General features: G+C 69.8%; 24 protein-coding genes and 2 pseudogenes. 7 read left to right on the forward strand and 19 right to left on the reverse strand.

Features of this window, described 5'->3' with window-relative positions:
• Nucleotides 1-167 precede the first annotated feature (167 nt).
• Nucleotides 168-1,757: an MDR family MFS transporter gene (locus tag ACFWP7_RS40035; protein WP_384392668.1), complete on the reverse strand. Its 1,590-nt coding sequence runs from the start codon at nucleotides 1,755-1,757 to the stop codon at nucleotides 168-170.
• Nucleotides 1,758-1,929: 172 nt separating this feature from the next.
• On the opposite strand from ACFWP7_RS40035, the gene ACFWP7_RS40040 reads away from it, so the two are divergent.
• Nucleotides 1,930-2,526: a TetR/AcrR family transcriptional regulator gene (locus tag ACFWP7_RS40040; protein WP_384392670.1), complete on the forward strand. Its 597-nt coding sequence runs from the start codon at nucleotides 1,930-1,932 to the stop codon at nucleotides 2,524-2,526.
• 10 nt (nucleotides 2,527-2,536) lie between these two features.
• Here the strand turns inward: ACFWP7_RS40040 and ACFWP7_RS40045 are convergent, their stop codons facing one another.
• Nucleotides 2,537-3,166 (reverse strand): M23 family metallopeptidase, encoded by a 630-nt coding sequence (locus ACFWP7_RS40045; RefSeq protein ID WP_384392673.1) that lies wholly within the window; start codon nucleotides 3,164-3,166, stop codon nucleotides 2,537-2,539.
• 519 nt (nucleotides 3,167-3,685) lie between these two features.
• Nucleotides 3,686-6,214 (reverse strand): ATP-dependent Clp protease ATP-binding subunit, encoded by a 2,529-nt coding sequence (locus tag ACFWP7_RS40050; RefSeq protein ID WP_384392676.1) that lies wholly within the window; start codon nucleotides 6,212-6,214, stop codon nucleotides 3,686-3,688.
• A gap of 430 nt (nucleotides 6,215-6,644) precedes the next feature.
• Here ACFWP7_RS40050 and ACFWP7_RS40055 point away from each other — a divergent pair, with 430 nt between their 5' ends.
• On the forward strand, nucleotides 6,645-7,343 hold the full coding sequence (locus ACFWP7_RS40055) for an SCO3374 family protein (RefSeq protein ID WP_384392679.1): 699 nt from the start codon (nucleotides 6,645-6,647) through the stop codon (nucleotides 7,341-7,343).
• Here the strand turns inward: ACFWP7_RS40055 and ACFWP7_RS40060 are convergent.
• The 10 genes from ACFWP7_RS40060 to ACFWP7_RS40105 all read right to left on the reverse strand — a co-directional run bounded on the left by ACFWP7_RS40060 (nucleotide 7,322) and on the right by ACFWP7_RS40105 (nucleotide 15,849).
• Entirely contained in the window at nucleotides 7,322-7,657 is a 336-nt protein-coding gene (locus ACFWP7_RS40060) for an Lsr2 family protein (protein ID WP_326721505.1), read from the reverse strand. The genes ACFWP7_RS40055 and ACFWP7_RS40060 overlap by 22 nt on opposite strands.
• A gap of 226 nt (nucleotides 7,658-7,883) precedes the next feature.
• On the reverse strand, nucleotides 7,884-8,459 hold the full coding sequence (locus ACFWP7_RS40065; protein ID WP_384392682.1) for an amino-acid N-acetyltransferase: 576 nt from the start codon (nucleotides 8,457-8,459) through the stop codon (nucleotides 7,884-7,886).
• 9 nt (nucleotides 8,460-8,468) lie between these two features.
• The gene (locus ACFWP7_RS40070) at nucleotides 8,469-8,861 is read right to left on the reverse strand and encodes a BlaI/MecI/CopY family transcriptional regulator (RefSeq protein ID WP_384392724.1); all 393 of its coding nucleotides are present in this window, start codon (nucleotides 8,859-8,861) and stop codon (nucleotides 8,469-8,471) included.
• Between the two features lie 135 nt (nucleotides 8,862-8,996).
• Nucleotides 8,997-9,176, reverse strand: coding sequence for a hypothetical protein (locus ACFWP7_RS40075; protein ID WP_384392685.1), 180 nt, complete (start codon nucleotides 9,174-9,176; stop codon nucleotides 8,997-8,999).
• 13 nt (nucleotides 9,177-9,189) lie between these two features.
• Nucleotides 9,190-9,789 (reverse strand): hypothetical protein, encoded by a 600-nt coding sequence (locus ACFWP7_RS40080; RefSeq protein WP_384392727.1) that lies wholly within the window; start codon nucleotides 9,787-9,789, stop codon nucleotides 9,190-9,192.
• A 550-nt stretch (nucleotides 9,790-10,339) separates the two neighbouring features.
• Nucleotides 10,340-11,137, reverse strand: a complete 798-nt coding sequence (locus ACFWP7_RS40085; RefSeq protein ID WP_266456992.1) for a type III pantothenate kinase — start codon at nucleotides 11,135-11,137, stop codon at nucleotides 10,340-10,342.
• 5 nt (nucleotides 11,138-11,142) lie between these two features.
• Entirely contained in the window at nucleotides 11,143-12,135 is a 993-nt protein-coding gene (nadC, locus tag ACFWP7_RS40090) for a carboxylating nicotinate-nucleotide diphosphorylase (RefSeq protein ID WP_384392688.1), read from the reverse strand.
• 5 nt (nucleotides 12,136-12,140) lie between these two features.
• Nucleotides 12,141-13,913 (reverse strand): L-aspartate oxidase, encoded by a 1,773-nt coding sequence (locus tag ACFWP7_RS40095; protein WP_384392691.1) that lies wholly within the window; start codon nucleotides 13,911-13,913, stop codon nucleotides 12,141-12,143.
• Nucleotides 13,910-14,920: a pantoate--beta-alanine ligase gene (gene panC / locus ACFWP7_RS40100; RefSeq protein WP_384392694.1), complete on the reverse strand. Its 1,011-nt coding sequence runs from the start codon at nucleotides 14,918-14,920 to the stop codon at nucleotides 13,910-13,912. The genes ACFWP7_RS40095 and panC overlap by 4 nt, the downstream gene beginning before the upstream one ends.
• The gene (locus tag ACFWP7_RS40105) at nucleotides 14,917-15,849 is read right to left on the reverse strand and encodes a Rossmann-like and DUF2520 domain-containing protein (RefSeq protein ID WP_384392697.1); all 933 of its coding nucleotides are present in this window, start codon (nucleotides 15,847-15,849) and stop codon (nucleotides 14,917-14,919) included. The genes panC and ACFWP7_RS40105 overlap by 4 nt, the downstream gene beginning before the upstream one ends.
• Nucleotides 15,850-16,035: 186 nt before the next feature.
• Between ACFWP7_RS40105 and ACFWP7_RS40110 the strand changes: the two genes are divergently transcribed.
• Nucleotides 16,036-17,268, forward strand: a complete 1,233-nt coding sequence (locus ACFWP7_RS40110; protein ID WP_384392700.1) for a threonine aldolase family protein — start codon at nucleotides 16,036-16,038, stop codon at nucleotides 17,266-17,268.
• A pseudogene (locus tag ACFWP7_RS40115) lies at nucleotides 17,216-17,410 on the forward strand (winged helix-turn-helix domain-containing protein); the annotation flags it as partial. The gene ACFWP7_RS40110 and the pseudogene ACFWP7_RS40115, both read left to right, overlap by 53 nt.
• 103 nt (nucleotides 17,411-17,513) lie before the next feature.
• On the opposite strand, the gene ACFWP7_RS40120 reads toward ACFWP7_RS40115, so the two are convergent.
• The 5 genes and pseudogenes from ACFWP7_RS40120 to ACFWP7_RS40140 all read right to left on the reverse strand — a co-directional run bounded on the left by ACFWP7_RS40120 (nucleotide 17,514) and on the right by ACFWP7_RS40140 (nucleotide 21,433).
• Nucleotides 17,514-18,146, reverse strand: a complete 633-nt coding sequence (locus ACFWP7_RS40120; RefSeq protein WP_384392703.1) for an AAA family ATPase — start codon at nucleotides 18,144-18,146, stop codon at nucleotides 17,514-17,516.
• A gap of 157 nt (nucleotides 18,147-18,303) precedes the next feature.
• Nucleotides 18,304-18,582 (reverse strand): annotated as a pseudogene (locus ACFWP7_RS40125) (RNA-guided endonuclease TnpB family protein); the annotation flags it as partial.
• Nucleotides 18,558-19,217: an RNA-guided endonuclease TnpB family protein gene (locus ACFWP7_RS40130; RefSeq protein ID WP_384392706.1), complete on the reverse strand. Its 660-nt coding sequence runs from the start codon at nucleotides 19,215-19,217 to the stop codon at nucleotides 18,558-18,560. The gene ACFWP7_RS40130 and the pseudogene ACFWP7_RS40125, both read right to left, overlap by 25 nt.
• Before the next feature lie 256 nt (nucleotides 19,218-19,473).
• On the reverse strand, nucleotides 19,474-20,145 hold the full coding sequence (locus ACFWP7_RS40135) for a response regulator transcription factor (protein ID WP_365429598.1): 672 nt from the start codon (nucleotides 20,143-20,145) through the stop codon (nucleotides 19,474-19,476).
• A gap of 79 nt (nucleotides 20,146-20,224) precedes the next feature.
• Complete coding sequence (locus ACFWP7_RS40140) at nucleotides 20,225-21,433, reverse strand: sensor histidine kinase (RefSeq protein WP_384392709.1); 1,209 nt, start codon at nucleotides 21,431-21,433, stop codon at nucleotides 20,225-20,227.
• 118 nt (nucleotides 21,434-21,551) lie between these two features.
• Here ACFWP7_RS40140 and ACFWP7_RS40145 point away from each other — a divergent pair, with 118 nt between their 5' ends.
• Nucleotides 21,552-22,622, forward strand: coding sequence for an SAM-dependent methyltransferase (locus tag ACFWP7_RS40145; RefSeq protein WP_384392712.1), 1,071 nt, complete (start codon nucleotides 21,552-21,554; stop codon nucleotides 22,620-22,622).
• Here the strand turns inward: ACFWP7_RS40145 and ACFWP7_RS40150 are convergent.
• The gene (locus tag ACFWP7_RS40150; protein WP_384392715.1) at nucleotides 22,587-23,738 is read right to left on the reverse strand and encodes an NADH-quinone oxidoreductase subunit D; all 1,152 of its coding nucleotides are present in this window, start codon (nucleotides 23,736-23,738) and stop codon (nucleotides 22,587-22,589) included. The two genes, ACFWP7_RS40145 and ACFWP7_RS40150, sit on opposite strands and share 36 nt — an antisense overlap.
• A gap of 31 nt (nucleotides 23,739-23,769) precedes the next feature.
• On the opposite strand from ACFWP7_RS40150, the gene ACFWP7_RS40155 reads away from it, so the two are divergent.
• Together ACFWP7_RS40155 and ACFWP7_RS40160 are read left to right on the forward strand one after the other, a co-directional pair.
• On the forward strand, nucleotides 23,770-24,273 hold the full coding sequence (locus tag ACFWP7_RS40155) for a PH domain-containing protein (RefSeq protein WP_384392717.1): 504 nt from the start codon (nucleotides 23,770-23,772) through the stop codon (nucleotides 24,271-24,273).
• Nucleotides 24,270-25,610 (forward strand): PH domain-containing protein, encoded by a 1,341-nt coding sequence (locus ACFWP7_RS40160; protein ID WP_384392720.1) that lies wholly within the window; start codon nucleotides 24,270-24,272, stop codon nucleotides 25,608-25,610. The genes ACFWP7_RS40155 and ACFWP7_RS40160 overlap by 4 nt, the downstream gene beginning before the upstream one ends.
• Nucleotides 25,611-25,651: the final 41 nt, after the last annotated feature.

Raw genomic sequence — 25,651 nt, forward strand, 5'->3', positions numbered from 1 at the left:
GGGCCTGGGGGCGGCAGCCCCCAGAAACGGGACGGGAAGGGGCGGAGGGGGCGAATCCAACCCGCCCCCAGCCCTCGTACACGTACACGCACACGCACACGCACAAACGAAGACCCCCGGGGCGGACAACGCCGGGGGTCTTCGGACCAAGGTGGAGTGGACGCGACTCAGACGGCCTCTGCAACCGTCAGCTTCGCCCCGGCGGCGTCCCCAGCCGCATCCTCCTCGGCCGGCTTCGCCGCCCCCGCCCCCTTCAGCGGGACCTCCTTCACGAACAGGGCGGCCACCAGCGCGACCACAGCCACCACCGCCCCCAGCAGGAACGCGGAGTGCGTCCCGGAGGACACCGCGTACTGATACGCCTCCCGTACCGGCGGCGGCAGCTTCGCCAGGCTCGCCGCGTCGAGCTGCGCGGACTGCGCGGTCACCTGGGACCCGAGCGCCCCGGCCCGCTCGTCCATCACGTCATTCACCCGCTGGTTGAACAGCGCACCCATGATCGCGACACCGAAGGAGGAGCCGAGCGTACGGGCGAGGGTGCTCGTCGAGGACGCGACCCCCATGTCCTTCATCTCGACGCTGTTCTGCGCGACCAGCATGGTGATCTGCATCAGGCAGCCCATACCGGCGCCGACCACGGCCATGTACACCCCGGACGTCAGCCGGGAAGTCTCGGTGTCCATCTGCGAGAGCAGGAACAGCCCGACCGTCATGAGCGCACCGCCGGCGAGCGGAAAGACCTTGTACCGGCCGGTGTTGGTGGTGACCCGCCCGGCCACCATCGAGGTGACGAGCATCGCACCGAGCATCGGCAGGAGCAGCAGTCCGGAGTTGGTCGCGGACGCGCCCTGCACCGACTGCTGGTACAGCGGAAGGAAGAGCGTCGCACCGAACATCACAAAACCGGTGATGAAGGCGATGATCGACATGAGGGTGAAGTTGCGGCTGCGGAAGATGTGCAGCGGTACGACCGGCGCCACGGCCTTGGTCTGCACGAAGACGAACCCGACGAGGGCGACGACACCGATGGCGATGAGCTCCATGATCCGGGCCGAGCCCCAGGCGTACTCGCTGCCGCCCCAGGTGGTGACGAGCACGATGGACGTGATGCCCACGGTGAGCAGCCCGGCGCCCAGATAGTCGATCCGCCCCTCCACCCGCTTCTTCGGCAGGTGCAGCACGGCACTGACCGCGAGGAGCGCCACGACGCCGAGCGGCAGGTTGATGTAGAAGGACCAGCGCCAGCCCCAGTGGTCGGTGATGGTGCCGCCGACGAGCGGTCCGGCGATCATGGCGAGCGCCATCACGCCGGCCATCATGCCCTGGTACTTGCCCCGCTCACGCGGCGGGATAAGGTCCCCGATGATCGCCATGACGCCGACCATCAGACCACCGGCGCCGAGCCCCTGAATCGCACGGAACCCGATCAACTGCTCCATGTCCTGCGCCATACCGCTCAGCGCCGACCCGATCAGGAAGATCACGATCGAGGTCATGAAGGCGCCCTTGCGCCCGTACATGTCGCCGATCTTGCCCCAGATGGGGGTGGAGGCCGCGGTCGCGAGGGTGTACGCCGTCACCACCCACGACAGATGTTCAAGTCCTCCCAGCTCGCCCACGATCGTCGGCATCGCGGTGCCCACGATCATGTTGTCGAGCATCGCCAGCATCATCGCGACCATCAGCGCGAACAGGACCACGCGCACGCTGCGTGGCTGTTTCTCGGGCTCTGCCACCACTCCGGTGTTGTCCGCCATCGTTCCCACTCCCCTAGGTACAGCTGCCGTCCCCGGCTACTTACTTGCCGACCGGCAAGTTGACTACACTAGGGAAATTAGACCGGCAACTAGCCGGGCGTCAAGTAAGTTTTGCCGGGCTTTACCAGCCGGGCGACAGGTAAGTTTCCAGGGGAGCGCGAGGACCACGAGAATGGGCGGCACCATGGACGGCACCAAGCGACAGCGCCGCGGGGACACCCGCCAGCGCATCCAGGACGTGGCCCTCGAACTCTTCTCCGAGCAGGGCTACGAGAAGACCTCGCTGCGCGAGATCGCCGAGCACCTCGACGTCACGAAGGCCGCGCTCTACTACCACTTCAAGACCAAGGAAGAGATCCTCATCAGCCTCTTCCAGGACCTGACGCGACCGCTCGACGAGCTGATCGAGTGGGGCAGGCAGCAGCCGCACACCTTGGACACCAAGAAAGAGGTCCTGCGCCAGTACAGCGAGGCCCTCACCGGCGCGGCCCCGCTCTTCCGCTTCATGCAGGAGAACCAGGCGACCGTACGAGAGCTGAGCATCGGCGAGACCTTCAAGGACCGCATGCACAGCATGCTCGACATCATCAGGGAGCCCGAGTCGCCGCTGACCGACCAGGTCCGCTGCGTCAGCGCGCTCTTCACGATGCACGCCGGGATGTTCGTCCTCAGAGACGTCGAAGGCGACCCCGAGGACAAGCGCAAGGCCGTCCTGGAGGTCGCGATCGATCTGGTGACGCAGGCACACGGAGGCGCTACCGCTTCCTGAGCGCCGTTCGTCAGACGGTCACGCCCTTGGAGCGCAGGAAGGCGACGGGGTCGACGGCGGACCCGTAGTTGGCGGTCGTACGGATCTCGAAGTGCAGGTGGGGCCCGCTGGAGTTGCCGGTGTTGCCCGACAGCGCGATGCGCTGACCGGTGGTGACGACCTGGCCGACCTTCACGTTGATCCTCGACAGGTGGGCGTACTGCGAGTACGTGCCGTTGCCGTGCTTGATGACGATGGCATTGCCGTACGCGGATCCGTCACCGGCGCCGTTCGGACCGGCCTTGACGACGGTACCGCCGTGCGCGGCGACGACCTGGGTCCCGGTGGCCACGGCGAAGTCCTGCCCGGAGTGGGTGGACGACCACATGGTCCCGGCCTGGGCAAAACTGGCGGACAGGGTGTACTTCTTCACCGGGTCGACCCAGGCGGCCTTGCTGGCTTTCGTCGCGGCCTTCGCCTGCGTGACGCTCACGGCCTTCGCCTGTGTGACGCGCGCGGCGGTGACGGTCCCGCTGCTGCTCGCGGCGGCCGCGACCCCGGCGCCCAGCACGACCGAGGCGCCGAGGCCGACGGCCAGGACGGCCGCCCGCGTGCGGATCAGGGACGTACGGGAGTGACGGGACGTGACGCGCTTCGACATGGGGACCTCACGGAGACGGGGACAGAAGGCCCACCCGGCGCAGGGACACCCGCCGGAGGGACCACCCCTTGGTAACCCGCGCCCCCGCAGACCCCCAAACACGCGATCTACGATGAAAGGTCGTACTTGACCCTGAAACTTACGCTTCCTTGACAGACGCCCCATCCAGTCGTGAATCATCCTGATTTTTTCCTGGAAGATGGGTTTAACCCCACTTCGAGCAGTCGCACCGCACGGGAATGGCCACACATGCCCGCTCCCGCCCGAGATGCCGGACGCCCTACCGAATCCTCAGACCAAGGGTCCGTTTTGTCCACATCCACCTCTCCACTATTCACCCTAGTAACGGACAAATCGCCTGTGCGTCATGTCACCGGGTAGCAGAGTCCGGGGCTGCGGAAATGTGACGGGGCCTACGCTCGGCCCCCGTCCCGCGCACCTGTCGTAGGCAGGGAAAAGGGGCCGCCCCAGGACCGAAGTCCCGGGGCAGCCCCTCCGTTCAGGCGGGCGCCGTGGCGCCTACGCCTCCTTGCTCAGGTTGGGACCGGCCCCACCCGCGGCCTGCTCGATCGGCGGGACGTCGGGGAGCGCGGACTTCTCCTCCCCGCGGAAGGTGAACTTCTTCGCGTCACCCTCGCCCTCCGTGTCGACGACCACGATCTGGCCGGGGCGCAGCTCGCCGAAGAGGATCTTCTCGGAGAGCAGGTCCTCGATCTCGCGCTGGATCGTCCGGCGCAGCGGCCGGGCGCCCATGACGGGGTCGTAACCCTTCTTGGCGAGGAGTGACTTGGCGGTCGGGCTGAGCTCGAGGCCCATGTCCCGGTCCTTCAGCCGCTCGTCCACCTTGGCGATCATGAGGTCGACGATCTGGATGATGTCTTCCTCGGTGAGCTGGTGGAAGACCACCGTGTCGTCGACACGGTTCAGGAACTCGGGGCGGAAGTGCTGCTTCAGCTCCTCGTTGACCTTGGCCTTCATCCGGTCGTAGTTGGACTTGACGTCACCCACGGCCGCGAAGCCGAGGTTGAAGCCCTTGGAGATGTCCCGGGTGCCGAGGTTGGTCGTCATGATGATGACCGTGTTCTTGAAGTCGACGACCCGGCCCTGGGAGTCGGTCAGGCGACCGTCCTCCAGGATCTGGAGAAGCGAGTTGAAGATGTCCGGGTGGGCCTTTTCGACCTCGTCGAAGAGAACCACCGAGAACGGCTTCCGGCGCACCTTCTCCGTCAGCTGACCACCCTCTTCGTAGCCCACGTAACCGGGGGGCGAACCGAAGAGACGCGACACCGTGTGCTTCTCGCTGAACTCCGACATGTCGAGGGAGATCAGTGCGTCCTCGTCGCCGAAGAGGAACTCCGCGAGGGTCTTGGACAGCTCGGTCTTACCGACACCCGAGGGGCCGGCGAAGATGAACGAACCACCGGGGCGCTTCGGGTCCTTGAGGCCCGCTCGCGTACGACGGATCGCCTGCGAGAGCGCCTTGATGGCGTCCTTCTGGCCGATGACCCGCTTGTGGAGCTCGTCCTCCATGCGCAGCAGCCGGGAGGACTCCTCCTCGGTGAGCTTGAAGACCGGGATACCCGTGGCCGTGGCCAGCACCTCGGCGATCAGCTCGCCGTCGACCTCGGCGACGACGTCCATGTCGCCGGCCTTCCACTCCTTCTCCCGCTTGGCCTTGGCGGCCAGGAGCTGCTTCTCCTTGTCGCGGAGGGAGGCGGCCTTCTCGAAGTCCTGCGAGTCGATCGCGGACTCCTTGTCGCGACGGACGCCCGCGATCTTCTCGTCGAACTCGCGGAGGTCCGGCGGAGCGGTCATCCGGCGGATACGCATCCGGGAGCCGGCCTCGTCGATCAGGTCGATCGCCTTGTCGGGCAGGAAGCGGTCCGAGATGTAGCGGTCCGCCAGCGTCGCGGCCTGCACCAGAGCCTCGTCCGTGATGGAGACGCGGTGGTGGGCCTCGTAGCGGTCCCGCAGGCCCTTGAGGATCTCGATCGTGTGGGGGAGGGAAGGCTCCGCCACCTGGATCGGCTGGAAGCGGCGCTCAAGGGCCGCGTCCTTCTCGAGGTGCTTGCGGTACTCGTCCAGAGTCGTCGCACCGATGGTCTGCAGCTCGCCACGGGCCAGCATCGGCTTCAGGATCGAAGCCGCGTCGATGGCGCCCTCGGCGGCACCCGCACCGACCAGCGTGTGCAGCTCGTCGATGAACAGGATGATGTCGCCGCGGGTGCGGATCTCCTTGAGCACCTTCTTGAGGCGCTCCTCGAAGTCACCGCGGTAGCGGGAGCCGGCGACCAGTGCGCCGAGGTCCAGGGTGTAGAGGTGCTTGTCCTTGAGGGTCTCGGGCACCTCGCCCTTGACGATGGCCTGGGCGAGACCCTCGACGACGGCGGTCTTGCCGACGCCGGGCTCACCGATCAGGACCGGGTTGTTCTTCGTACGACGGGACAGCACCTGCATGACCCGCTCGATCTCCTTCTCGCGTCCGATGACCGGGTCGAGCTTGGACTCACGAGCGGCCTGGGTGAGGTTCCGGCCGAACTGGTCGAGGACCAGGGACGTCGAGGGGGTGCCCTCGGCGGGGCCGCCACTGGCGCCGGCGGTCTCCTTGCCCTGGTAGCCGGAGAGCAGCTGGATGACCTGCTGCCGCACCCGGTTGAGGTCTGCACCCAGCTTGACCAGGACCTGGGCGGCGACGCCCTCGCCCTCACGGATCAGGCCGAGCAGGATGTGCTCCGTGCCGATGTAGTTGTGGCCCAGCTGAAGAGCCTCGCGGAGCGAAAGCTCCAGGACCTTCTTGGCACGGGGGGTGAAGGGAATGTGCCCGGACGGGGCCTGCTGACCCTGCCCGATGATCTCCTCCACCTGCTGGCGGACCGCCTCGAGCGAAATCCCGAGGCTCTCCAGGGCCTTAGCGGCGACACCCTCACCCTCATGGATCAGGCCCAGGAGGATGTGCTCGGTGCCGATGTAGTTGTGGTTGAGCATCCGGGCTTCTTCCTGAGCCAGGACGACAACCCGCCGCGCGCGGTCGGTGAACCTCTCGAACATCGTTAATCGCTCCTCAGAGCGGTCAGGCAGTAAGGGGACGCTCCCCTCCCTGTCCTTCCGCAGCTTAGTCCCGCAAGCAGGGACCGCTCATTCCAACTGCCGACACCGTCCTTGGCCTCCTGACCCCGAACGCCGACATCTGCTCCAACCTGATGGTGCGAGACGATGTTCCCGCAGGCCAGGCAGATACCCTCTCCCGCTGTACGCCGATGGCGAACGTGAGATGCCCGAGCCATGCGTGTCGACCCTCCCACTAGGGATGTCTTACCCGCACGCACTGACACTCCATGCCGCGCGCGCCGGTTCCCTCCGCTACGGGCGAACACCCATGCGCCGTCGATCACCCCCACCCGCCCCCATTTCCCGCACTCTGCGCGTTCTCCAGGACACCCAGCGTAACTCCGGAGCCTTTCCGGCTGTTGCTCTTGGCATGATTCCCACCGTTCCCCACCCCCGTAGGCCGCTCGATCCGAGCGATCCGGTGCGGCAGTGGTACGAGAACGAACTGGGCTGGGCGACAGTGCCCGGGGCCCCGGTACGCCTTGCCACCGGCCTGCGCTTCGACGTGCTGGACGTGCCGGCGGAGGCGGGATACGTGGCGCTGCGGCACCTGGACCCGGGCACGGGATCTCCGGTGGCGCTTCACACGGGGCACCGGACGCGGGGCGGGCGGATGCGGTTCCTGGTCGCCGCGGGGAGCGCGGACGAGCTGCCGGGGCTGCTCGACTGGCTGGAGTGGGGCGCCCTCACGCTGGACCTCAGGGCGATCGGCGCGGGCGGGAGCATCGAGGCTCCGTGGCCACCGGGAATGCCGGGGACCGCACGGCTACCGAGGATGCCACGGGTTCCACCGCCTTCGAGCCTGGGTTCTTCACAGGGGGCGGGCTCACCAGGGGCCGCCGGTTCACCACTGACCAGTCCACAGGGGGCCGCTGTCTGGCTGCGGCCCCCCGAGCCTGGGTGCGAGGTCGAGTCCTCGCTGCCGACGATGTCGGCACTGCCGGCACTTTCGGCCGTGGGGGGCGGTGGGGGCGCCCCCGATCTCGTACGACTCGTCGACACGATGGCGACGCAATGCCACCGGGTACGGCTGCGGCGCGCGTGCGCTCAGCCGTTGGCCTTCTCGTAGGCCTCACGAATGGTCGCGGGAACTCGGCCGCGGTCATTGACCTCGAAGCCGTTCTCCTTCGCCCACGCGCGGATCTGAGCGGTGTCCTGGCTGCCACCGGAAGCGACGCGGGCCTTTCCACGTGCACCCGAAGCGCGACCCCCGGTACGGCGGCCACCCTTCACGTAGGCGTCGAGAAGGCCACGGAGCTTGTCCGCATTGGCAGTCGTGAGATCGATTTCGTACGTCTTGCCGTCCAACGCGAACGTCACGGTCTCGTCCGCCTCGCCACCGTCGAGGTCGTCGACAAGAAGGACCTGAACCTTCTGTGCCACCGGATTTCCTTTCATCGATAACTTCAGGGCCGCGGGACTCAGCGTCTGTCGCTGTTTCACGGCCCCTGTTATATGCAGTACTGCAGTACGTCGGAAAGCAAACCGCTTTTGCTGGAAAAACACAAACCCCTGGAGGAGACCTACTGTGCACTGACGGACCGAAAACGTGCGCGTTTCGGACATAGGGAACCTGGGCAGGCCGTTCAACCGGAATAATGGTGGGCGATCACAGATGCAGAAGCATCCGACTGTTGCCCAAGGTGTTCGGTTTCACTCGTTCGAGACCGAGGAACTCCGCCACGCCCTCATCATAGGAACGCAGTAGCTCGGCGTAGACATCGGTGTCAACGGGTGTCTCACCGATCTCCACGAAGCCGTGCTTCGCGAAGAAGTCGACTTCGAAGGTCAGACAGAAAACGCGCCGAACGCCGAGCCAGCGTGCAGTCTGCAGCAACTTCTCCAGCAACTGATGACCGACACCGACGCCCTTGACCGCGGGGTTCACGGCGAGAGTGCGGACTTCCGCGAGGTCTTCCCACATCACGTGCAGCGCACCGCAGCCGACGACCTCGGAACGTGAACCGGCGCCCCGTTCCGCGACCCAGAACTCCTGGATGTCCTCGTAAAGCGTCACCGTCGCTTTGTCGAGCAGGATGCGCTGTCGGACGTTCGCGTCAAGGAGTCGGCGCACGGCAGCGACATCGCTGGTCCTGGCCCGCCGGACGGTGATGGCATTTGCACTGGCTTCGGGACGCTCTGACGGAAGCTTCGCCGGAAGCTCCGGGGGATGCTCTGCTGGCATGAGCGGACGCTATCGCCCGCTGTCGTCGCGGTCGGAGCCGGGGTTCTCACGGGGCGGGTTCTCCGCCTCGGACGTTTGCGGCCCTTGGACCATACGTACGGCGTCGCGGAGCGCATGTCCCTGTTCCTCGCTCATCATGCCGAAGAACGCGACGAGAGCGGCGGCCTGGTTGTCACTCTGTGACCAGGCCTCGTTCATGAGCGCGGCCGCGTAGGCGGCACGTGTGGAGACCGCCTCATATCGATAGGCACGGCCTTCGGCTTCCCGGCGCACCCAGCCCTTCTGATGGAGATTGTCCAAAACGGTCATCACCGTGGTGTAGGCGATGGACCGTTCCTGCTGAAGGTCTTCCAGGACTTCTCGAACGGTCACCGGGCGGTTCCACTTCCACACCCGCGTCATGACCGCGTCTTCGAGTTCTCCCAATGGGCGAGGCACAGCTCAGAACAATAGTGGGAGATCAGCAACAAAAAGGGCGTACGACTCGAAAAACGTATGAGTCGTACGCCGATGAGTGTCCCGATGAGGGCCGGATGCTCAGTCCTCGGTGCCCCGTGAGTCCTGTCGGACGCTCTCCGCGCGCGCGAGGGCGGCGTCGACGAACGCGTCCTCCTTGGCCTTGTTGGCCCCGCCCTGGCTCTTCACGATCGTCACGATCAGCCCGATGAAGAACACGGCCATCACTACCGGGGGCACGAGCGCGGAGACATAGTCCATGCCTCCAGAGTAGCTAGCCCGCCGCGAGCTGTTGAGGCGGGTTCGCCGGTGGCTGTGCGGGCTTGCGCTTCGGAGGGAAGACCTCGCCCGGGGTGGGGATGGGGCGCTCCGGGCGCGGGGTCTTGGCCGGGGGCCGTGACTGCGGCTGTCCGGCCGGCTTCTCCACGGGCTTCTTGGCGCCCTGGTCGGAGGCCAGACCGCCGGGGAGGGCGAGGAGGCGGGTGCGGGACGACGGGACGGTGCGGCCGGCCGGGCGGGCGCGTACGTCCTGCTCGGCCAGCACCCGGCAGCGGTGCAGGAGAGTCGCGGCGGAGGGATTGCCCCGCAGGGCTCGGAGCGCGGCGAGGTCGTCCGGGTTCGGGCGGTAGCCGTTGCCGAGCACCTCTTCCAGGAGCAGCAGGTAGCCGGCCGCGGTGCCGGGCAGCGCGCCACGGTAGCGGGCCAGGTCGGCCACCAGGAAGGCCCGGAGCCTGGCGCCCTCGCGGGCCGCCTCGTCGACGGACTCGGCAAGGCGAAGGCAGTCCTGGAGGTCCTCGGCCGAGACGGGGCTGGGGTGGAGGGCGAGGGCGAGAGCGCGACGGAGCACACGCAGCTCCTCCGCACCGAACGCCATGCCGCCGCGGGATCCGTATGGCGTGGGCATGCGCCGACGATACGCGCTAATCAGACAAAACGCGCATAAGGCGTGAGCACGGCGCGCCTCCTTCCGGGAAATCCCCAGCCCGCCCGACGCCCGAGAACGAGGCGACGCCATCCCGATCCCCGCCCACCCACGGGGGACGTATTTCTTCACCCCCGGCCGGAGATCTTCCAGCCCCACCCGGCGTCCGAGGACCTCCAGGACTGCCTTCACCTCGCCGAGTCCGTCGACGAGGCAGTCCGCGAGGCGACGCCATCCCTATCCCCCCGGGGGCGGCGTTCTCAGCCCGTCCGACCCAGAGACCTTTCAGCCCGCCCACGTTTGACCGCGAGGCGACGCCGTCCGATCCCCCACCCACCCACCCACCCACGCAGGCGGCGTTCTCAGCCCCTCCGGCGTTTGAGGACGAGGCCGTTCAGGCCGACAGCGGGGGTCTGGGGGCGGCAGCCCCCAGGGCAAGGGACGGGCAGGGGCGGAGGGGGCGGAGGGGGCGAAAAACCCGGCAGCGGCTCAGCCGCCGGTACTACGTCCGGGACACGTTCCGCTCGTACACCAGCCGCAGCCCGATCAGCGTCAGCCACGGCTCGTGCTCGTCGATGACCGACGCCTCGCCGAGAACCATCGGCGCCAGACCGCCCGTGGCGATGACGGTGACATCGTCGGGATCGTCGGCGAGCTCACGGGCCATCCGGTTGACGACGCCGTCGACCTGGCCGGCGAACCCGTAGATGATGCCGGACTGCATGGCCTCGACCGTGTTCTTGCCGATCACCGTCCGCGGCCGGGCGATCTCGATCTTGCGAAGCTGCGCGCCCTTGACACCGAGGGCCTCGACGGAGATCTCGATGCCCGGAGCGATCACCCCGCCCGCGTACTCGCCACGCGCGGACACGGCGTCGAACGTGGTCGCCGTACCGAAGTCCACGACGATCGCCGGCCCCCCGTAGAGCTCGACCGCCGCCACCGCGTTGATGATGCGGTCGGCGCCGACCTCCTTGGGGTTGTCCATCAGGATCGGCACGCCGGTCTTGATGCCGGGTTCGACCAGCACGGCGGGCACGTCGCCGTAGTAGCGGCGTGTCACCTCGCGCAGCTCGTGCAGCACGGACGGAACCGTGGAGCAGATGGCGATGCCGTCGATGCCGTCGCCGAGTTCCTCGCCCAGCAGCGGGTGCATGCCCATCAGTCCCTGGAGGAGCACGGCGAGCTCGTCGGCGGTGCGGCGGGCATCCGTGGAGATGCGCCAGTGCTCGACGATCTCCTCCCCGTCGAAGAGGCCGAGGACGGTGTGCGTGTTGCCGACGTCGATCGTGAGCAGCATGGGTCCTACGCCGCCTCGTCCGTCGTCGCCTCGCGCAGGTCGAGGCCGATGTCCAGGATCGGCGAGGAGTGCGTGAGCGCGCCCACCGACAGGAAGTCGACGCCGGTCCCGGCGTACGCCTCGGCGTTGCCGAGGGTGAGGCGGCCCGAGGCCTCCAGGAGTGCGCGGCCGTCGACGAGGGCGACGGCCTCCTCGCACTCGCCGGGCGTGAAGTTGTCCAGAAGGATCAGGTCGGCGCCCTCGTCCAGGACCTCGCGCAGCTGCTGCAGGGTGTCGACCTCGACCTCGATCGGCACGTCCGGGAAGGCCTCGCGTACGGCCTTGAAGGCCTGGGCCACGCCGCCCGCGGCGACCACGTGGTTGTCCTTGACCAGCGCCGCGTCCGAGAGGGACATGCGGTGGTTGACGCCGCCGCCGCAGCGCACCGCGAACTTCTCCAGGGAGCGCAGGCCCGGCGTCGTCTTGCGGGTGTCGCGCACCCGGGTCCTGGTGCCCTCCAGAGCGTCCGCCCACGCGCGCGTGGCGGTCGCGATGCCGGAGAGGCGGCACAGGAGGTTCAGCGCGCTGCGCTCGGCCGTCAGAAGGTCGCGGGTGAGCGTGGTGACGGTCAGGAGCTTCTGGCCTGCCTCCACCCGGTCGCCGTCCTCGACGTGCCGCTCGACCGCGAACTCGTCCGTACAGACCACGGAGACGACCGCCTCGGCCACCCGCAGCCCCGCGACGACACCCGCGTCGCGGGCGACGAAGTCGGCGCTGGACACGGCGTCCTCGGGGATGGTCGCGACGGTCGTCACGTCCACGCCGTGGTCGAGGTCCTCCTGGATGGCCACGTTCGCGATGTCCTCGACCTCCAGGGGGTCGAGTCCCGCCTCGGCGAGTAGCTGCGCGAGCGCGGGGTCGAGGCCGCACTCCAGGTACGTCTCGTCCGCGCCGGCGCCACAGCCGCAGCCGTCGCCGCAGCCGCCGCTCTGGACGAGGGGAAGGTCGGGGGTGCTCACTTCGGTCACTGCTCCTGGGGACGGGACTGACGGTCCTGGCGGTTCTGCCGGGTCGGGGGGAAGTCTGCGGTGTCTGTGGTGTGTACCGCGAGCGTCCGGTCGGGATTCAGCCGTACGACGATGTGGCGGCGCCAGTCCGTGTCGTCCCGGTCGGCGTGGTCCTCGCGCCAGTGGCAGCCGCGGGTCTCCTCGCGGAGGTGGGCGGCGGTGACCAGGACCCGGGCCACGCTCAGGAGGTTGGTGGCCTCCCAGGTGTCGACGCCGGGCTCGGCGGTCTTGCCGTTCTCGTCGAGGGCGTCGCGGGCGTCGGCGTGCAGCCGCTGGAGGCGGTCGGCGGCGGCGGCGAGCGAGGCGGCCGAGCGCAGCACACCGGCGCCGTCCGTCATGATCCGCTGGATCGCGAACCGGGCCTCGGGGGCGAGCAGCGGGTGCGCGGGCTTGTCGGGGTGCGGGACCGGTTCGGGCACGCGCGCGTGGAGGCGGTTCTCCTCGTGGCGGGTCGCGATGTCCGCCGCGATGCGCTCGGCGTAGACCAGGCCCTCCAGGAGGGAGTTGGAGGCGAGCCGGTTGGCGCCGTGCACGCCGGTGCAGGCGACCTCACCGCACGCGTACAGGCCCGGCACCGTGGTGCGGCCCAGGGCGTCCGTGCGGACGCCTCCGGAGGCGTAGTGGGCGGCCGGGGCGACCGGGACGGGCTCGGTCACCGGGTCGATGCCGTGGGCGCGGCAGGCGGCCAGGATCGTCGGGAAGCGGTGCTCCCACATGTCGGCGCCGAAGTGCCGGGCGTCGAGGAACATGTGCTCGGCGCCCTGCTCCTGCATGCGGCGCATGATGCCCTTGGCGACGATGTCCCGGGGCGCCAGCTCGGCCAGCTCGTGCTGGCCCACCATGAAGCGCACGCCGTCCGCGTCGACCAGGTGGGCGCCCTCGCCGCGTACCGCCTCGGAGACGAGTGGTTGCTGCCCCTCGGCGTCCGCGCCCAGGAAGAGCACGGTCGGGTGGAACTGGACGAATTCGAGGTCGGAGACCTCGGCGCCCGCGCGCAGGGCCAGCGCCACGCCGTCGCCCGTCGACACCGACGGGTTGGTCGTGGCGGAGAAGACCTGGCCCATGCCGCCGGTCGCGAGTACCACGGCGGGGGCGTGCACGGCTCCCACGCCGTCGTGCTGGCCCTCTCCCATGACGTGCAGGGTCACGCCCGCGGTGCGGCCGTCGGCGTCCGTGAGGAGGTCCAGGACGAGCGCGTTCTCGACCGTCCGCAAACCACGCGCGCGTACCGCCTCGACGAGCGCCCGGGAGATCTCGGCGCCGGTCGCGTCGCCGCCGGCATGCGCGATCCGGCGGCGGTGGTGGCCGCCCTCGCGGGTCAGTTCCAGGGCGCCCTCGGCGGACTCGTCGAAGTGGGCGCCGGTCTCGATGAGGCGGCGTACGGCGTCGGGGCCCTCGGTGACGAGGATGCGTACGGCTTCCTCGTCGCACAGGCCGACGCCTGCCACCAGGGTGTCGTCGAGGTGCTGCTCGGGGGTGTCGCCCTCGCCGAGGGCCGCGGCGATGCCGCCCTGCGCCCAGCGCGTGGAGCCGTCGTCCAGGCGGGCCTTGGTGACGACGACGGTCCGCAGGCCCGCGGCCTCGCAGCGGAGGGCGGTGGTGAGGCCCGCGACGCCGGAGCCGACGACCACGACGTCGGCGGTGAGGGCCCAGCCGGGGGCGGGCGCGTGCAGTCGTATGCCGGTACCAGTGCTCTTACCGGTACCCGTACCTGTGCCTTTGCCGGTCACGAGGCGGCTCCGAAGGTGAGGGGGATGTTGTCGATCAGGCGGGTCGTGCCGACCCGGGCGGCGACGGCGAGGACCGCCTCGCCGGTGAAGTCCTCGTCGATCTCGGTGAAGTCGGCCGGGTCGACCAGGGCCAGGTAGTCCAGGACCAGGGGCGGCTGCATACGGGCCGCCTCGTCGAGGACCAGGCGGGTCGCCCCGCGGACACCGGAGGGAACACCGGGGACCGCCTTCGCGACGGCGTGCGCGTCGGCCGCCGCGCGGGACTCGCCGATCGCGCTGAGGGCCTCGGCACGCGCGCGCGTGGCGGGCACTTCACGGGCACGCGCGCGCAGGGCCTCCTGCGCGGCGTGCCGGTCGCGGCCGGCGAACAGTGCCTGCGAGAGGGCGAGCGCGGTGCGCCGCTCCTGGGGGGACAGGTAGCGGTTGCGGCTGGAGAGGGCGAGCCCGTCCTCTTCGCGGACGGTGGGTACGCCGACGATGTCCACGCCGAAGTTCAGGTCGCGCGCCATGCGCCGGATCAGGGCGAGCTGCTGGGCGTCCTTCTGCCCGAAGAGGGCCATGTCGGGCCGGGTGAGGTGCAGCAGCTTGGCGACGACGGTGAGTACGCCGTCGAAGTGCCCGGGGCGGGTGGCTCCTTCGAGGAGCTCGCCCATCGGGCCCGCGCTGACGCGGACCTGGGGCTCGCCGCCCGGGTAGACCTCGTCCACGGAGGGGGCGAACACGGCGTCCGCGCCCGCCTCTTCGGCGATCTTGAGGTCGGCGTCGAGGGTGCGCGGGTAGCGGTCGAGGTCCTCGCCCTTGCCGAACTGAAGGGGGTTCACGAAGACCGTGACGACCACGAAGCCCTTGCTGCCCACGTGCTTGCGGGCTGCCCGGATCAGCGTGGCGTGGCCCTCATGGAGGGCCCCCATGGTCATGACGACGGCAGTGTGTCCCGGAAGGGCGAGGTGTGCACGCGCGTCCTCCAGGTCCTCGATGTCGCGCAGCAGTCCCCACCGGCGGCTCATCGGTCGCTCCCGTCGTCCGGCAGGGACGCGCCGTCGGCGAGTACCCCCAGCAGGTCCTCGGCGAGTTCCGGCTTGAGCAGCCCGTGGGCGAGCGCACGGTCGGCGGTCGCGCGGGCCATCGCCAGATAGCCCGGGACGGTCCCTGGGGCGTGCTTGCGCAGCTCCGCGACGTGCGCGGCGACCGTGCCCGCGTCGCCGCGCGCGACGGGACCGGTGAGGGCCGCGTCGCCCGACCGGAGAGCGTTGTCCAGGGCGGCGCCGAGGAGCGGGCCCAGCATCCGGTCGGGGGCTTCCACGCCCGCGGCGCGCAACAGCTCCATGGACTCGGCGACCAGGGTCACCAGGTGGTTGGCGCCGAGTGCGAGGGCCGCGTGGTAGAGCGGCCGGCTCTCCTCGGCGATCCACTCGGGCTCGCCGCCCATCTCGATCACCAGGGCCTCGGCGGCCAGCCGCAGCTCCTGGGGTGCGGTGACCCCGAAGGAGCATCCGACGAGCCGCTGTACGTCCACCGGGCTGCCGGTGAACGTCATCGCCGGGTGCAGGGCGAGCGGCAGGGCGCCCGCCCTGAGCGCCGGGTCGAGCACGCGCGCGCCGTACCGCCCCGAGGTGTGCACGAGCAGCTGCCCCGGCCGCACGGCGCCGGTATCCGCAAGCCCTTCCACCAGCCCCGGCAGGGCGTCGTCGGGGACGGTCAGCAGCACCAGATCCGCCCGCGCCATGACCTGCGCCGGGGTCACCAGCGGCACGTCGGGCAGCAGCTGCGCGGCCCGCCGTACGGAGGCGTCGGAGACTCCGGAGACGGCCACCGGGCGGTGCCCGGCGAGTTGGAGGGCGGCGGCCAGGGTGGGGCCCACCCGGCCGGCACCGACGACGCCGACGGTGAGCCGCGCGGGGCGGTCCCTGGGATCTGGCTGTTGGAATGTGCTCACTCGACGACGGCCTTCCCGTTCCAGTCCGCTCGGGGTACCGGACGATGTACCGGACGATTTCTCGTCATGTTAACGCGATTGCTTCGAGGGGCGTTTTCGTTGTCCACAGGCTGTGGGTTTTCCGCAGGTCGCGGGGGTACGGAAATCGAGGTGCCGCAGCGGCCTCGCGCGCGGCATCATCCGGGGATGAGCGATACGGCGAGTGATACGGCGGCAGAACCGGTGGACCAACCCTTGGACGAGACGGACGAGACGGACGAGACGGACGAGACGGACGAGACGGGCGAGACGGACGAGCAGAAGCGGGAGCGCCGTGCCGCCGCCTGGCGGGCCGCCCGGCGGGTGCTGTGGCGCCCCAGCTACCAGGACACGGTCCGCGACCGGCTGGCCTGGCTGAACGGCGGAGCCGAGGGCGTGTACGACCTCGACCAGCCGGTCGACATGTACGGCGACCGGCTGGTGGAGACCCTGGAGGAGCGGGTCGCGGGCCTGCTCGGCAAGGAGGCCGCCGCCTTCTTCCCCACCGGCACCATGGCCCAGCAGATCGCCCTGCGCTGCTGGGCCGGCCGCACCGGGAACCCGGCCGTCGCGCTGCATGAGCTGAGCCACCCGGAGATGCATGAGCGGCATGCGTTCAGCCAGGTCAGCGGCCTGCGCCCGGTGCATGTGACGTACGCGCCCCGGCTGCCGACCGCCGAGGAGATACAGGAGCTCGCGGAGCCCTTCGGGGCCCTGATGCTCGAACTGCCGCTCAGGGAGGCCGGTTTCGTGCTGCCGTCCTGGGAGGAGCTTTCCGAAACCGTCGGGGCCGCACGGGAACGTGACGCGGTGGTGCACTTCGACGGGGCCCGGCTGTGGGAGTGCACCACCCACTTCGGCCGCCCCCTGGACGAGATCGCGGGCCTCGCGGACAGCGTCTACGTGTCGTTCTACAAGTCGCTCGACGGACTCGGCGGGGCGGCGATCGCGGGCCCGAAGACGCTGATCGACGAGGCGAAGACCTGGCGGCACCGGTACGGCGGCATGATCCTCCAGCAGTTCCCGACCGTCCTGGCGGCGCTCATCGGTCTGGATCGGGAGTTGCCCCGGCTGCCGGAATACGTGGCCCACGCGCGCGTGATCGCCGCCGCCCTGCGCGAGGGGTTCACGGAGGCCGGCGTCCCCTGGGTACGCGTCCACCCCGAGGAACCGCACACCCACCAGTTCCAGATCTGGCTGCCGTACGACCCCGACGTCCTCGGCGACGCGGGGCTGCGGCAGACCGAGGAGACGAAGACCGGCCTCTTCGCGCAGCGCTGGGCGCGGGGCGGCCCGGGGCTGGCGTACACCGAGGTCACGGTGGCGGCGCCCGGCCTGGAGTGGACGGCGCAGGACGTCAAGGCGGCCGTACGCGACTTCGTGGAGCGGCTGCCCCGCTGACCGCCGGCTCACCCACCGGCGCGTGCTCAAGAAGGCGGGCCTGATCACCACGCGGCGCCGGGGCCGGTATGTGCTGCACCAGCTGGACGTCACTGTCGTGGCCCGGCTGGGGAGCGACTTCCTGGAGGGCATCGTGCGCTGAGCGCTCCGCTGGAATTGAGGGGCGTCGTCTGCGGGTTCGTCGTGGCTGGTCACCCAGTTCCCCGCGCCCTCTGGGGCGCCATCGCACCCTCAGTGACTCCGGCTCAGTCGAACCGGATGTGCCGCGCGCTCGTCCACGCCCGCCGCAGCCGCCCCCGCAGCACGCCGTCCTTGTTCGGCGTGAGCGTCAGGCCCGCCAGCACCGCGATCCGGTCCGCCGTCCTGGCGACCGTCGTGTGGTCGGTCCACAGGTGCTCGGCGAACTCCGGCTCGCGCAGCCGCTCCAGACAGTGGTCGAGCTCTCGCACGGCCCAGCTCTCGCGACGCGGCGGGGCGTCCTTGCCGGCGACGTACTGGAGGAGGTGCCCGAAGCCGCGTTCGCGCAGCCGCTTCAGTACGGTCTCGCGTTCGGCGAGGAGCGTGAAGTGGCGTACGTCGTGGCCCAGTTCGCGCAGCCGCCCGACGGTCTCCTCGAAATAGCGGGGATCCGTGACCGTCATGGGGGCGATGACCACGCCGTCGTGCTTGCCGAGGGCGAGATCGAGCACCTCGACCACGCCCTGCCGCCAGGACGTCAGGTCCTGGAAGTCGCCGCGCAGTTCCGGCGGCAGCATGCGGCGCAGACCGAACCCGGCGTGTTCCGGGTCGCAGACGACGCTGTCCGGCAGCCGTCGCTGGATCTCGTGTGCGGTCTGTGTCTTGCCGCCCCCGAAGGGGCCGTTGATCCACAGGAGCATGCGCAGACCCTATTGACATCCTCCCCCTCTTTAAAAGAGGCCGAGGTTCACGGGCACTCGACCGCCGGCGCGGTGTCACCCCTCCGGCATGTCCTGCCGCGACGTTGACTGCTGCGTTGGTGTCCGCGTTACACGTGAACCCGCAGGATACGCAGACGAACTCGGCTTGGCTCTTGCGCGAGTTCTTCTCAATCCATCCGCAGGCACTGCACCGCAGGGACGTGTACGGGGCAGGTACGTCCTCGACCCGACCGGGGGCCTTCTCCCCGGTGCGCTGCCTCAGCAGACCCCAGCCTTGCGCGAGGACGGCCCGGTTCAGCCCCGCCTTCTGCCGGACGTTCCTGCCTGGCTGAGCGACGGTGCCTTTGGCGGAGGCCGTCATGTTCTTGATGTTCAGCTTCTCGAACCGGATCACGTCACAGGTCCGGGCGAGCATGGTTGATGTCTTCTCGCACCAGTCCTTGCGCCGGTGCGTCTCACGGGCTTTGAGCTTGGCAGCCTTGGCGTACTCGGCCGTCTCTCTGGGCTGCCTTTGTGGGCGCGAGCGGCCCGGCGCTGGTGCTTGCGGATCTGGGCGCGTTCCCTGACTGTGAGCTGCGGGCAGTTCAGCGCGCGCCCGTCAGACAGGGCAGCGGTGACCTTGACGCCCCTGTCGATGCCGATGGCCTCGCCCGTACCGGGCGCGCCGAGAGACTCGGGGACGACGGCGAAGGCAATGTGCCACTCCCCGTTGCGGAAGGTAACCCGGAACGTCTTCGCCTTCGGAAGCTCACGCCGGGTGAGACGGAACCGTCCCCAGCCGCACCCAGGCACCTTGACCTGCGCCCACCGGCGGTTGAGCTTCTGCACCACCACGCTGCGGGACATCACCTGCCTGCCTTTGGCGTTCACCATCGCCGTCCCGTCCAGCTGGTATGCGGGCACACGGTCGGTACCGATGACCCGGAAGCCCTCGTGCTGGTACTTCTTGCGCCAGGTCGGCTCACCGAACCCAGAGGTGAACCAGGCGTTCTTGGCCGTGGCGAAGTCCTTGAGCGCCTGCTGCTGCACATCGACGTTCCCAGTACGCATCCACTCGTTCTCCCCGCGGGCCTCGGTGAGTTGGCGGCACTGCTCAGCGAAACCGGGGGGCGACTTCCTGCCCCTGGCCCAGTGCGAGTGCTGCTCGACGGCCAGGTTTCACACGTATCGAGCATGCGCGCAGTGCTCTAGGAGCTGAGGCTCCTGCGCGCTCGTCGGGTACATCCGAAACCGCGACAAAAAGAGGCGAGGACTGACGACGAAGCAATCCGGTCACGGGCCCGCTCGAACGAGTCCACCCGCCTGTTCAGCCCTGCCCACCCGCCCGCACCAGCCCCGTCTCGTACGCGAGGACGACCACCTGCACCCGGTCGCGCAGCCCCAGCTTCGTCAGGATGCGCCCCACGTGCGTCTTCACGGTCGCCTCGGAGAGCACGAGGCGCGCCGCGATCTCCCCGTTCGAAAGACCCTGCGCAACCAGGATCATGACCTCGCGCTCGCGGCCGGTGAGCCGCTCCAGCTCCTTGTGCTGGGGCTCCTTGCCGGCGTGCGGCAGCAGCGGCGCGAACCGGTCGAGCAGGCGCCGGGTGGTGGAGGGCGCGACCACGGCGTCGCCGCTGTGCACCGAGCGGATGGCGGTGAGGAGTTCGCCGGGCGGCACGTCCTTGAGCATGAAGCCGGAGGCGCCGGCCTTCAGCCCCGAGAAGGCGTACTCGTCGAGGTCGAAGGTGGTGAGGATCAGCACCTTCGGCGGATTGGGGTCCGAGCAGATACGGCGGGTCGCCTCGACGCCGTCCAGTTTCGGCATGCGTACGTCCATCAGCACCACGTCGACCTCGGTCGCGCGCAGCACCTGGAGGGCCTCGACGCCGTCGCCCGCCTCGGCCACGACCTCCATGTCCGGCTGGGCGTCAAGCACCATCCGGAATCCGGTGCGCAGCAGCACCTGGTCGTCGACGAGCATTACGCGGATCGCCATCGGGGGCCTCTTCCGTTTCCGTCAAAGTCAAAAATCAGGGTCAAGCTCAAAAGGGGCGCTGAGGCGGCGGCCACAGGTGTCAGTTCGCGGGCTTCAGCGGGAGCAGGGCGCTGATGCGGAAGCCGCCGCCTGGACGCGGTCCCGCGTCCAGGGTGCCGCCGACCATACCGACGCGCTCCCGCATACCGATCAGGCCGTGTCCCTGGCCGTCGGCGCCCCCCTCCTCGTACAGCTCGTGGGGTGCGCCCTTGCCGTCGTCCTCGACGAGCAGTCCGAGGCCGTCGTCGAAGTAGACCAGGCGCACGCTGGCGCCCGTGTTCGGGCCGCCGTGCTTGCGCGTGTTGGTGAGCGCCTCCTGGACGATGCGGTACGCCGTGAGTTCGACGCCGCTGGGGAGGGGGCGCGGGGTGCCCTCGACCTTGAAGTCGACGGGAAGGCCCGAGGTACGGCACTGCGCGATGAGGTCGTCGAGCTGCTCGACGTCGGGCTGTGGCACGTACTCGCCGGATTCCTGGTGCTCGCCGGTGCGCAGTACACCGAGCAGCCGCCGCATCTCGGCGAGGGCCTGGCGGCCGGTTCCCGAGATGGTCTCCAGGGCCTTCCTGGCCTGGTCCGGGGCGGTGTCCATGACGTACGCGGCGCCGTCGGCCTGGACCACCATCACCGAGACGTTGTGCGCGACGACGTCGTGCAGTTCGCGGGCGATCCGGGCGCGCTCGGCGGCGACCGCGACCTTGGACTGGGCCTCGCGCTCCTTCTCCAGGCGGGCGGCGCGCTCCTCCAGCTGGGCGAGGTAGGCGCGGCGGGTGCGGATGGAGTCGCCGAGCACCCAGGCGAGTGCGAAGGGCACCGTCTGGAAGACGGCTATCAGGACGATGCCCAGCGCGCTCGTGTCCGACTGGGGCCAGCGGATCTGCGAGATGGTTCCCGCGGCCAGACCGCCGGTCAGCGCGAAGCGGGAGGCCCAGCGGGCGCCGTCCGCGGCGACGGTGTAGATGATCACCAGCATCGCGAAGTCGGCCGCCATCACCTCGACGTCGACGGCCAGCTGTACGGCGCCCATCGCGGCGACCAGGAGCAGCATCTTCTCGGGGATCCGGCGGCGCAGCGCGACGGTCAGGCACAGGACGACGGCGATCGGGAGGGCCACCTCGGGCGACCCGTGGTGGTTCTCCCGGGCCCCCGCGACACTGCTGAGATTCACGCCGGTGATCCCGAGCAGGACGACGGCCCAGAAGCTGTCGACCCACGTCGGGTGCCTGCGGAGAAAGTCATAGAGGCGCTGCACGTAACCCAGAGTAGGGACGCGTGCAGTGTGCAGGGGTCAACCGGAGGTTCGATCCGCAACCGCCGGGCGTACTCCCCAAGGTGGAGGCCCGGGGGTCCCCGCCGCTTAGCCTGACTCCGTGAGACGTGAGGAAACGGACGGGTTCCGGGGTTGGCGCGAGGCGACGGAGGAGGCGCTGTACGGGCCCCGCGGCTTCTACCGCAGGCCCGAGGGGCCGGCCGGCCACTTCCGCACCTCGGTGCACGCCTCCCCGCTCTTCGCGGGTGCCGTGGCCCGGCTGCTGTGCCACGTCGACGAGGCGCTGGACCGCCCCTCTCCGCTCGCCTTCGTCGACATGGCGGCGGGCCGCGGCGAGCTCGTGACTGCCGTCCTTGCCGCGCTCCCCGCCGAAGTGGCCTCCCGCGCGCGCGGGTACGCCGTCGAACGTGCCGACCGCCCCGCCGGTCTTGATCACCGGATCGAGTGGCTCGCCGAGCCCCCGAAGGGCGTCACCGGACTGCTGTTCGCCAACGAGTGGCTGGACAACGTGCCCGTGGAGGTCGCCGAGGTGGACTCGGAGGGCGTGGCGCGCGTGGTTCTCGTACGCCGGGACGGGACCGAACGCCTCGCGGATCCGGTCGCCGGGGCGGAAGCGGAATGGCTGCGGAAGTGGTGGCCGCTGCCCTCCGAAGGAGCCCGCGTCGAAGAGGCCCGCGCCGAAATCGGGCTCCCCAGGGATGTCGCCTGGGCCTCCGCCGTCGCCTCCCTCGGACGCGGTCTCGCGGTGGCCGTCGACTACGCGCACACTCTCGGCGCGCGGCCGCCGTTCGGGACGCTCACGGGCTTCCGGGAGGGGCGGGAGACGGTGCCTGTCCCGGACGGCTCGTGCGACATCACCGCACACGTGGCGCTCGACGCGTGCGCGCTGCCCGGGGGGCGCGTGATGACCCAGCGGGACGCGCTGCGCGCGCTGGGCGTGAGCGGCGCACGCCCAGCGCTCGCCCTCGCGTCCACGGACCCCGTCGCGTACGTACGCGCCCTCGCGAGCGCCGGCGAGGCGGCCGAACTGACCGCGCCCGGCGGCCTGGGTGACTTCGGCTGGCTGCTCCAGCCGGTGGGAATTCCAAACCGGCCCGGTGATGGCCTACTTGTCGGCGATCTGCCCGGCGACGGCCTACTTGTCGATGTCCCCGACCACGAAGAACAGTGACCCCAGGATCGCCACCATGTCCGCGACGAGCGTGCCCGGCAGCAGTTCGGTGAGCGCCTGGATGTTGTTGAACGAGGCCGAGCGCAGCTTCAGCCGGTACGGGGTCTTCTCGCCCTTGCTCACCAGGTAGTAGCCGTTGATGCCGAGGGGGTTCTCGGTCCACGCGTACGTGTGGCCCTCGGGCGCCTTCAGGACCTTGGGCAGCCGCTGGTTGATCGGGCCGGGCGGAAGGTCGGCGAGCCGGTCGAGGCAGGCGTCCGCGAGGTCGAGCGCGTTGTGGGTCTGCTCCAGGAGGCACTCGAAGCGGGCCAGACAGTCGCCCTCCTGGCGCGTGACCACCTTCAAGGTGTCCTGGAGTTCCCCGTACGCGAGATACGGCTCATCCCGGCGGAGGTCGAAGTCGACCCCGGAGGCGCGCGCGATCGGCCCGCTCACGCCGTACGCGTGCACGGCCTCCGGTGTGAGCGCCCCCACGCCCCGCGTACGCCCCCTGAAGATCTCGTTGCCGAGTACCAGGTCGTCGAACCGGTCCATACGGGAGCGCAGGGACGCGACGGAGGCACGCGCGCGGGTGGTCCATCCGGCCGGAAGGTCCTCCTTGAGGCCGCCGACCCGGTTGAACATGTAGTGCATGCGGCCGCCGGAGACCTCCTCCATGACGTGCTGGAGCTCCTCGCGCTCCGTGAAGGCGTAGAAGATCGGCGTGATTCCGCCCAGCTCCAGGGGGTACGAACCCAGGAACATCAGATGGTTCAGGACACGGTTCAGCTCCGCGAGCAGGGTGCGCGTCCACACTGCGCGCTGGGGGACCTCCATGCCGAGCATCCGCTCGACGGCGAGGACGACGCCCAGTTCGTTGGCGAAGGCGGACAGCCAGTCGTGGCGGTTGGCGAGCATGATGATCTGGCGGTAGTCGCGCGCCTCGAAGAGCTTCTCGGCGCCGCGGTGCATATAGCCGATGACCGGCTCCGCGCGCCGGATCCGCTCGCCGTCAAGGACGAGTTTCAACCGCAGCACACCGTGCGTGGACGGGTGCTGGGGCCCGATGTTGAGCACCATGTCGGTGCTCTCCGCGGCGCCGCCGATGCCGACCATGGTCTCCGTCGTGGGAGTCATGGGCACAGTGTCTCGTACGTACGCTTGCCATATGGAGACGGGGAGCATGGACACCACCGGAAACACGGCGACCGAACCGGTCTGGACCGGGCTGCCCCGCGGGCTGCTGCGGATGCGGCGCCTGCTGATGGTGGTGTGGCTGGGGCTGCTGACCATCGCGATGGGCCTGCTGTTCTGGCTGTTCGCCGGGCCGCCCTGGGCCGCCTTCGCCCTGCTGCCACTGGCCCTGCTGGCGTGGGGCTGGCGGATGCTGGGGCGCAACTGGCAGTCCTGGCGGTACGCCGAGCGCGTGGACGACCTGCTGATCAGCAAGGGTGTGCTGTGGCGTGAGGAGACCGTGGTGCCGTACGGACGGATGCAGTTGGTCGAGGTGACCTCCGGGCCCGTCGAGCGGCACTTCGGGCTCGCGAGCGTGCAGCTGCACACGGCGGCCGCTGCGACCGACGCCCGCATCCCCGGCCTCGACCCGGCCGAGGCCGAGCGGCTGCGCGACCGGCTCACCGAGCTGGGCGAAGCCCGATCGGCAGGGCTGTGACGACGCCGCCCACGGCGTCTCTGGACGCCGACAAGGGCATAGAGGACGGGATCCCGCTCACCGAGCGGCGCCTGCACCCCGTGACGCCCCTGCGACGCGCGTGGGCGCCGATCGCGGTGATCGCCGGATGGGCCGTGCACGACCCCAACCAGGCACAGGAGCAGCTCACCAAACTCGCCACCACCACACTCCTCCTCGGGTTCGCCGCGGCCGTCCTGGGCGGCACCCTCTACGGCTTTCTGACCTGGTGGTTCACGCACTTCGCGGTGACCGACACCGAACTGCGCATCCGTACCGGCCTGTTGTTCCGGCGCACCGCGCACATCCGGCTCGACCGGCTCCAGGCCGTCGACGTCACCCAGCCGCTGCTGGCACGCGTCGCGGGCGTCACCAAGCTCAAACTCGACGTCATCGGGACGGACAAGAAGGACGAACTGGCCTATCTCGGCGAGGAGGAGGCCCGCACCCTGCGCGCCGAACTGCTCGCCCGCGCGGCCGGTTTCGCCCCCGAGACCGCGCACGAGGTCGGCGAGGCGCCCGTACGACAACTGCTGCACGTACCGGCGGGCAAGCTCGCCGTCTCCCTGCTGCTCACGGGCGCCACTTGGGGAACACTGGCCGCCGCGCTCGTCGTACCGTCGCTGCTCTGGCTGGCCACCCACAGCGTGTGGACGGTCCTCGCGACCGCGCTGCCGCTGCTCGGCGCGGCGGGCGCGAGCAGCCTGGGACGGTTCGTCAGCGAGTACGACTGGACGGTGGGTGAATCGCCGGACGGGCTGCGGATCGACCACGGGCTTCTGGACCGTACGCACGAGACGGTGCCACCGGGGCGCGTGCAGACCGTACGGATCGTCGAACCACTGCTGTGGCGGCGGCGCGACTGGGTGCGGGTGGAGCTGAACGTGGCCGGGTCCTCGAACTCGGTACTCGTGCCGGTCGCTCCGCGCGAGGTCGCCGAGGCCATGATCGCGCGGGTGCTGCCGGGAGTGACCGTGCCGGCCCTGTCACGGCCGCCGCGCCGGGCCGGATGGTGCGTGCCGTTCTGGTGGCGGGGGTATGGACTCGCCGTCACCGACACGGTCTTCGTGGCCCGCCACGGCCTGCTGCGCCGCAGCGTCGCGCTCGTGCCGCACGCGAAGGTGCAGAGCGTACGGCTTGAGCAGGGGCCCTGGGCTCGCTTCAAGGGGCTTGCCGACGTCCATGTGGACACGGGGGCCAACAAGACGGTGACAGCGCGGCTGCGGGACGCCTCCGAGGCGGCGGAACTGCTTCAGTCCCAGGCCGACCGGTCACGCACGGGGCGGCGCGAGGCCCGGCCGGACCGGTGGATGGCGTGAGTGGTTCTACGACGTGAGGGTGGGCGGTGGCTGTGTGCCAC

It is taken from the genome of Streptomyces sp. NPDC058470 (assembly GCF_042721055.1).
GTDB lineage: Bacteria > Actinomycetota > Actinomycetes > Streptomycetales > Streptomycetaceae > Streptomyces.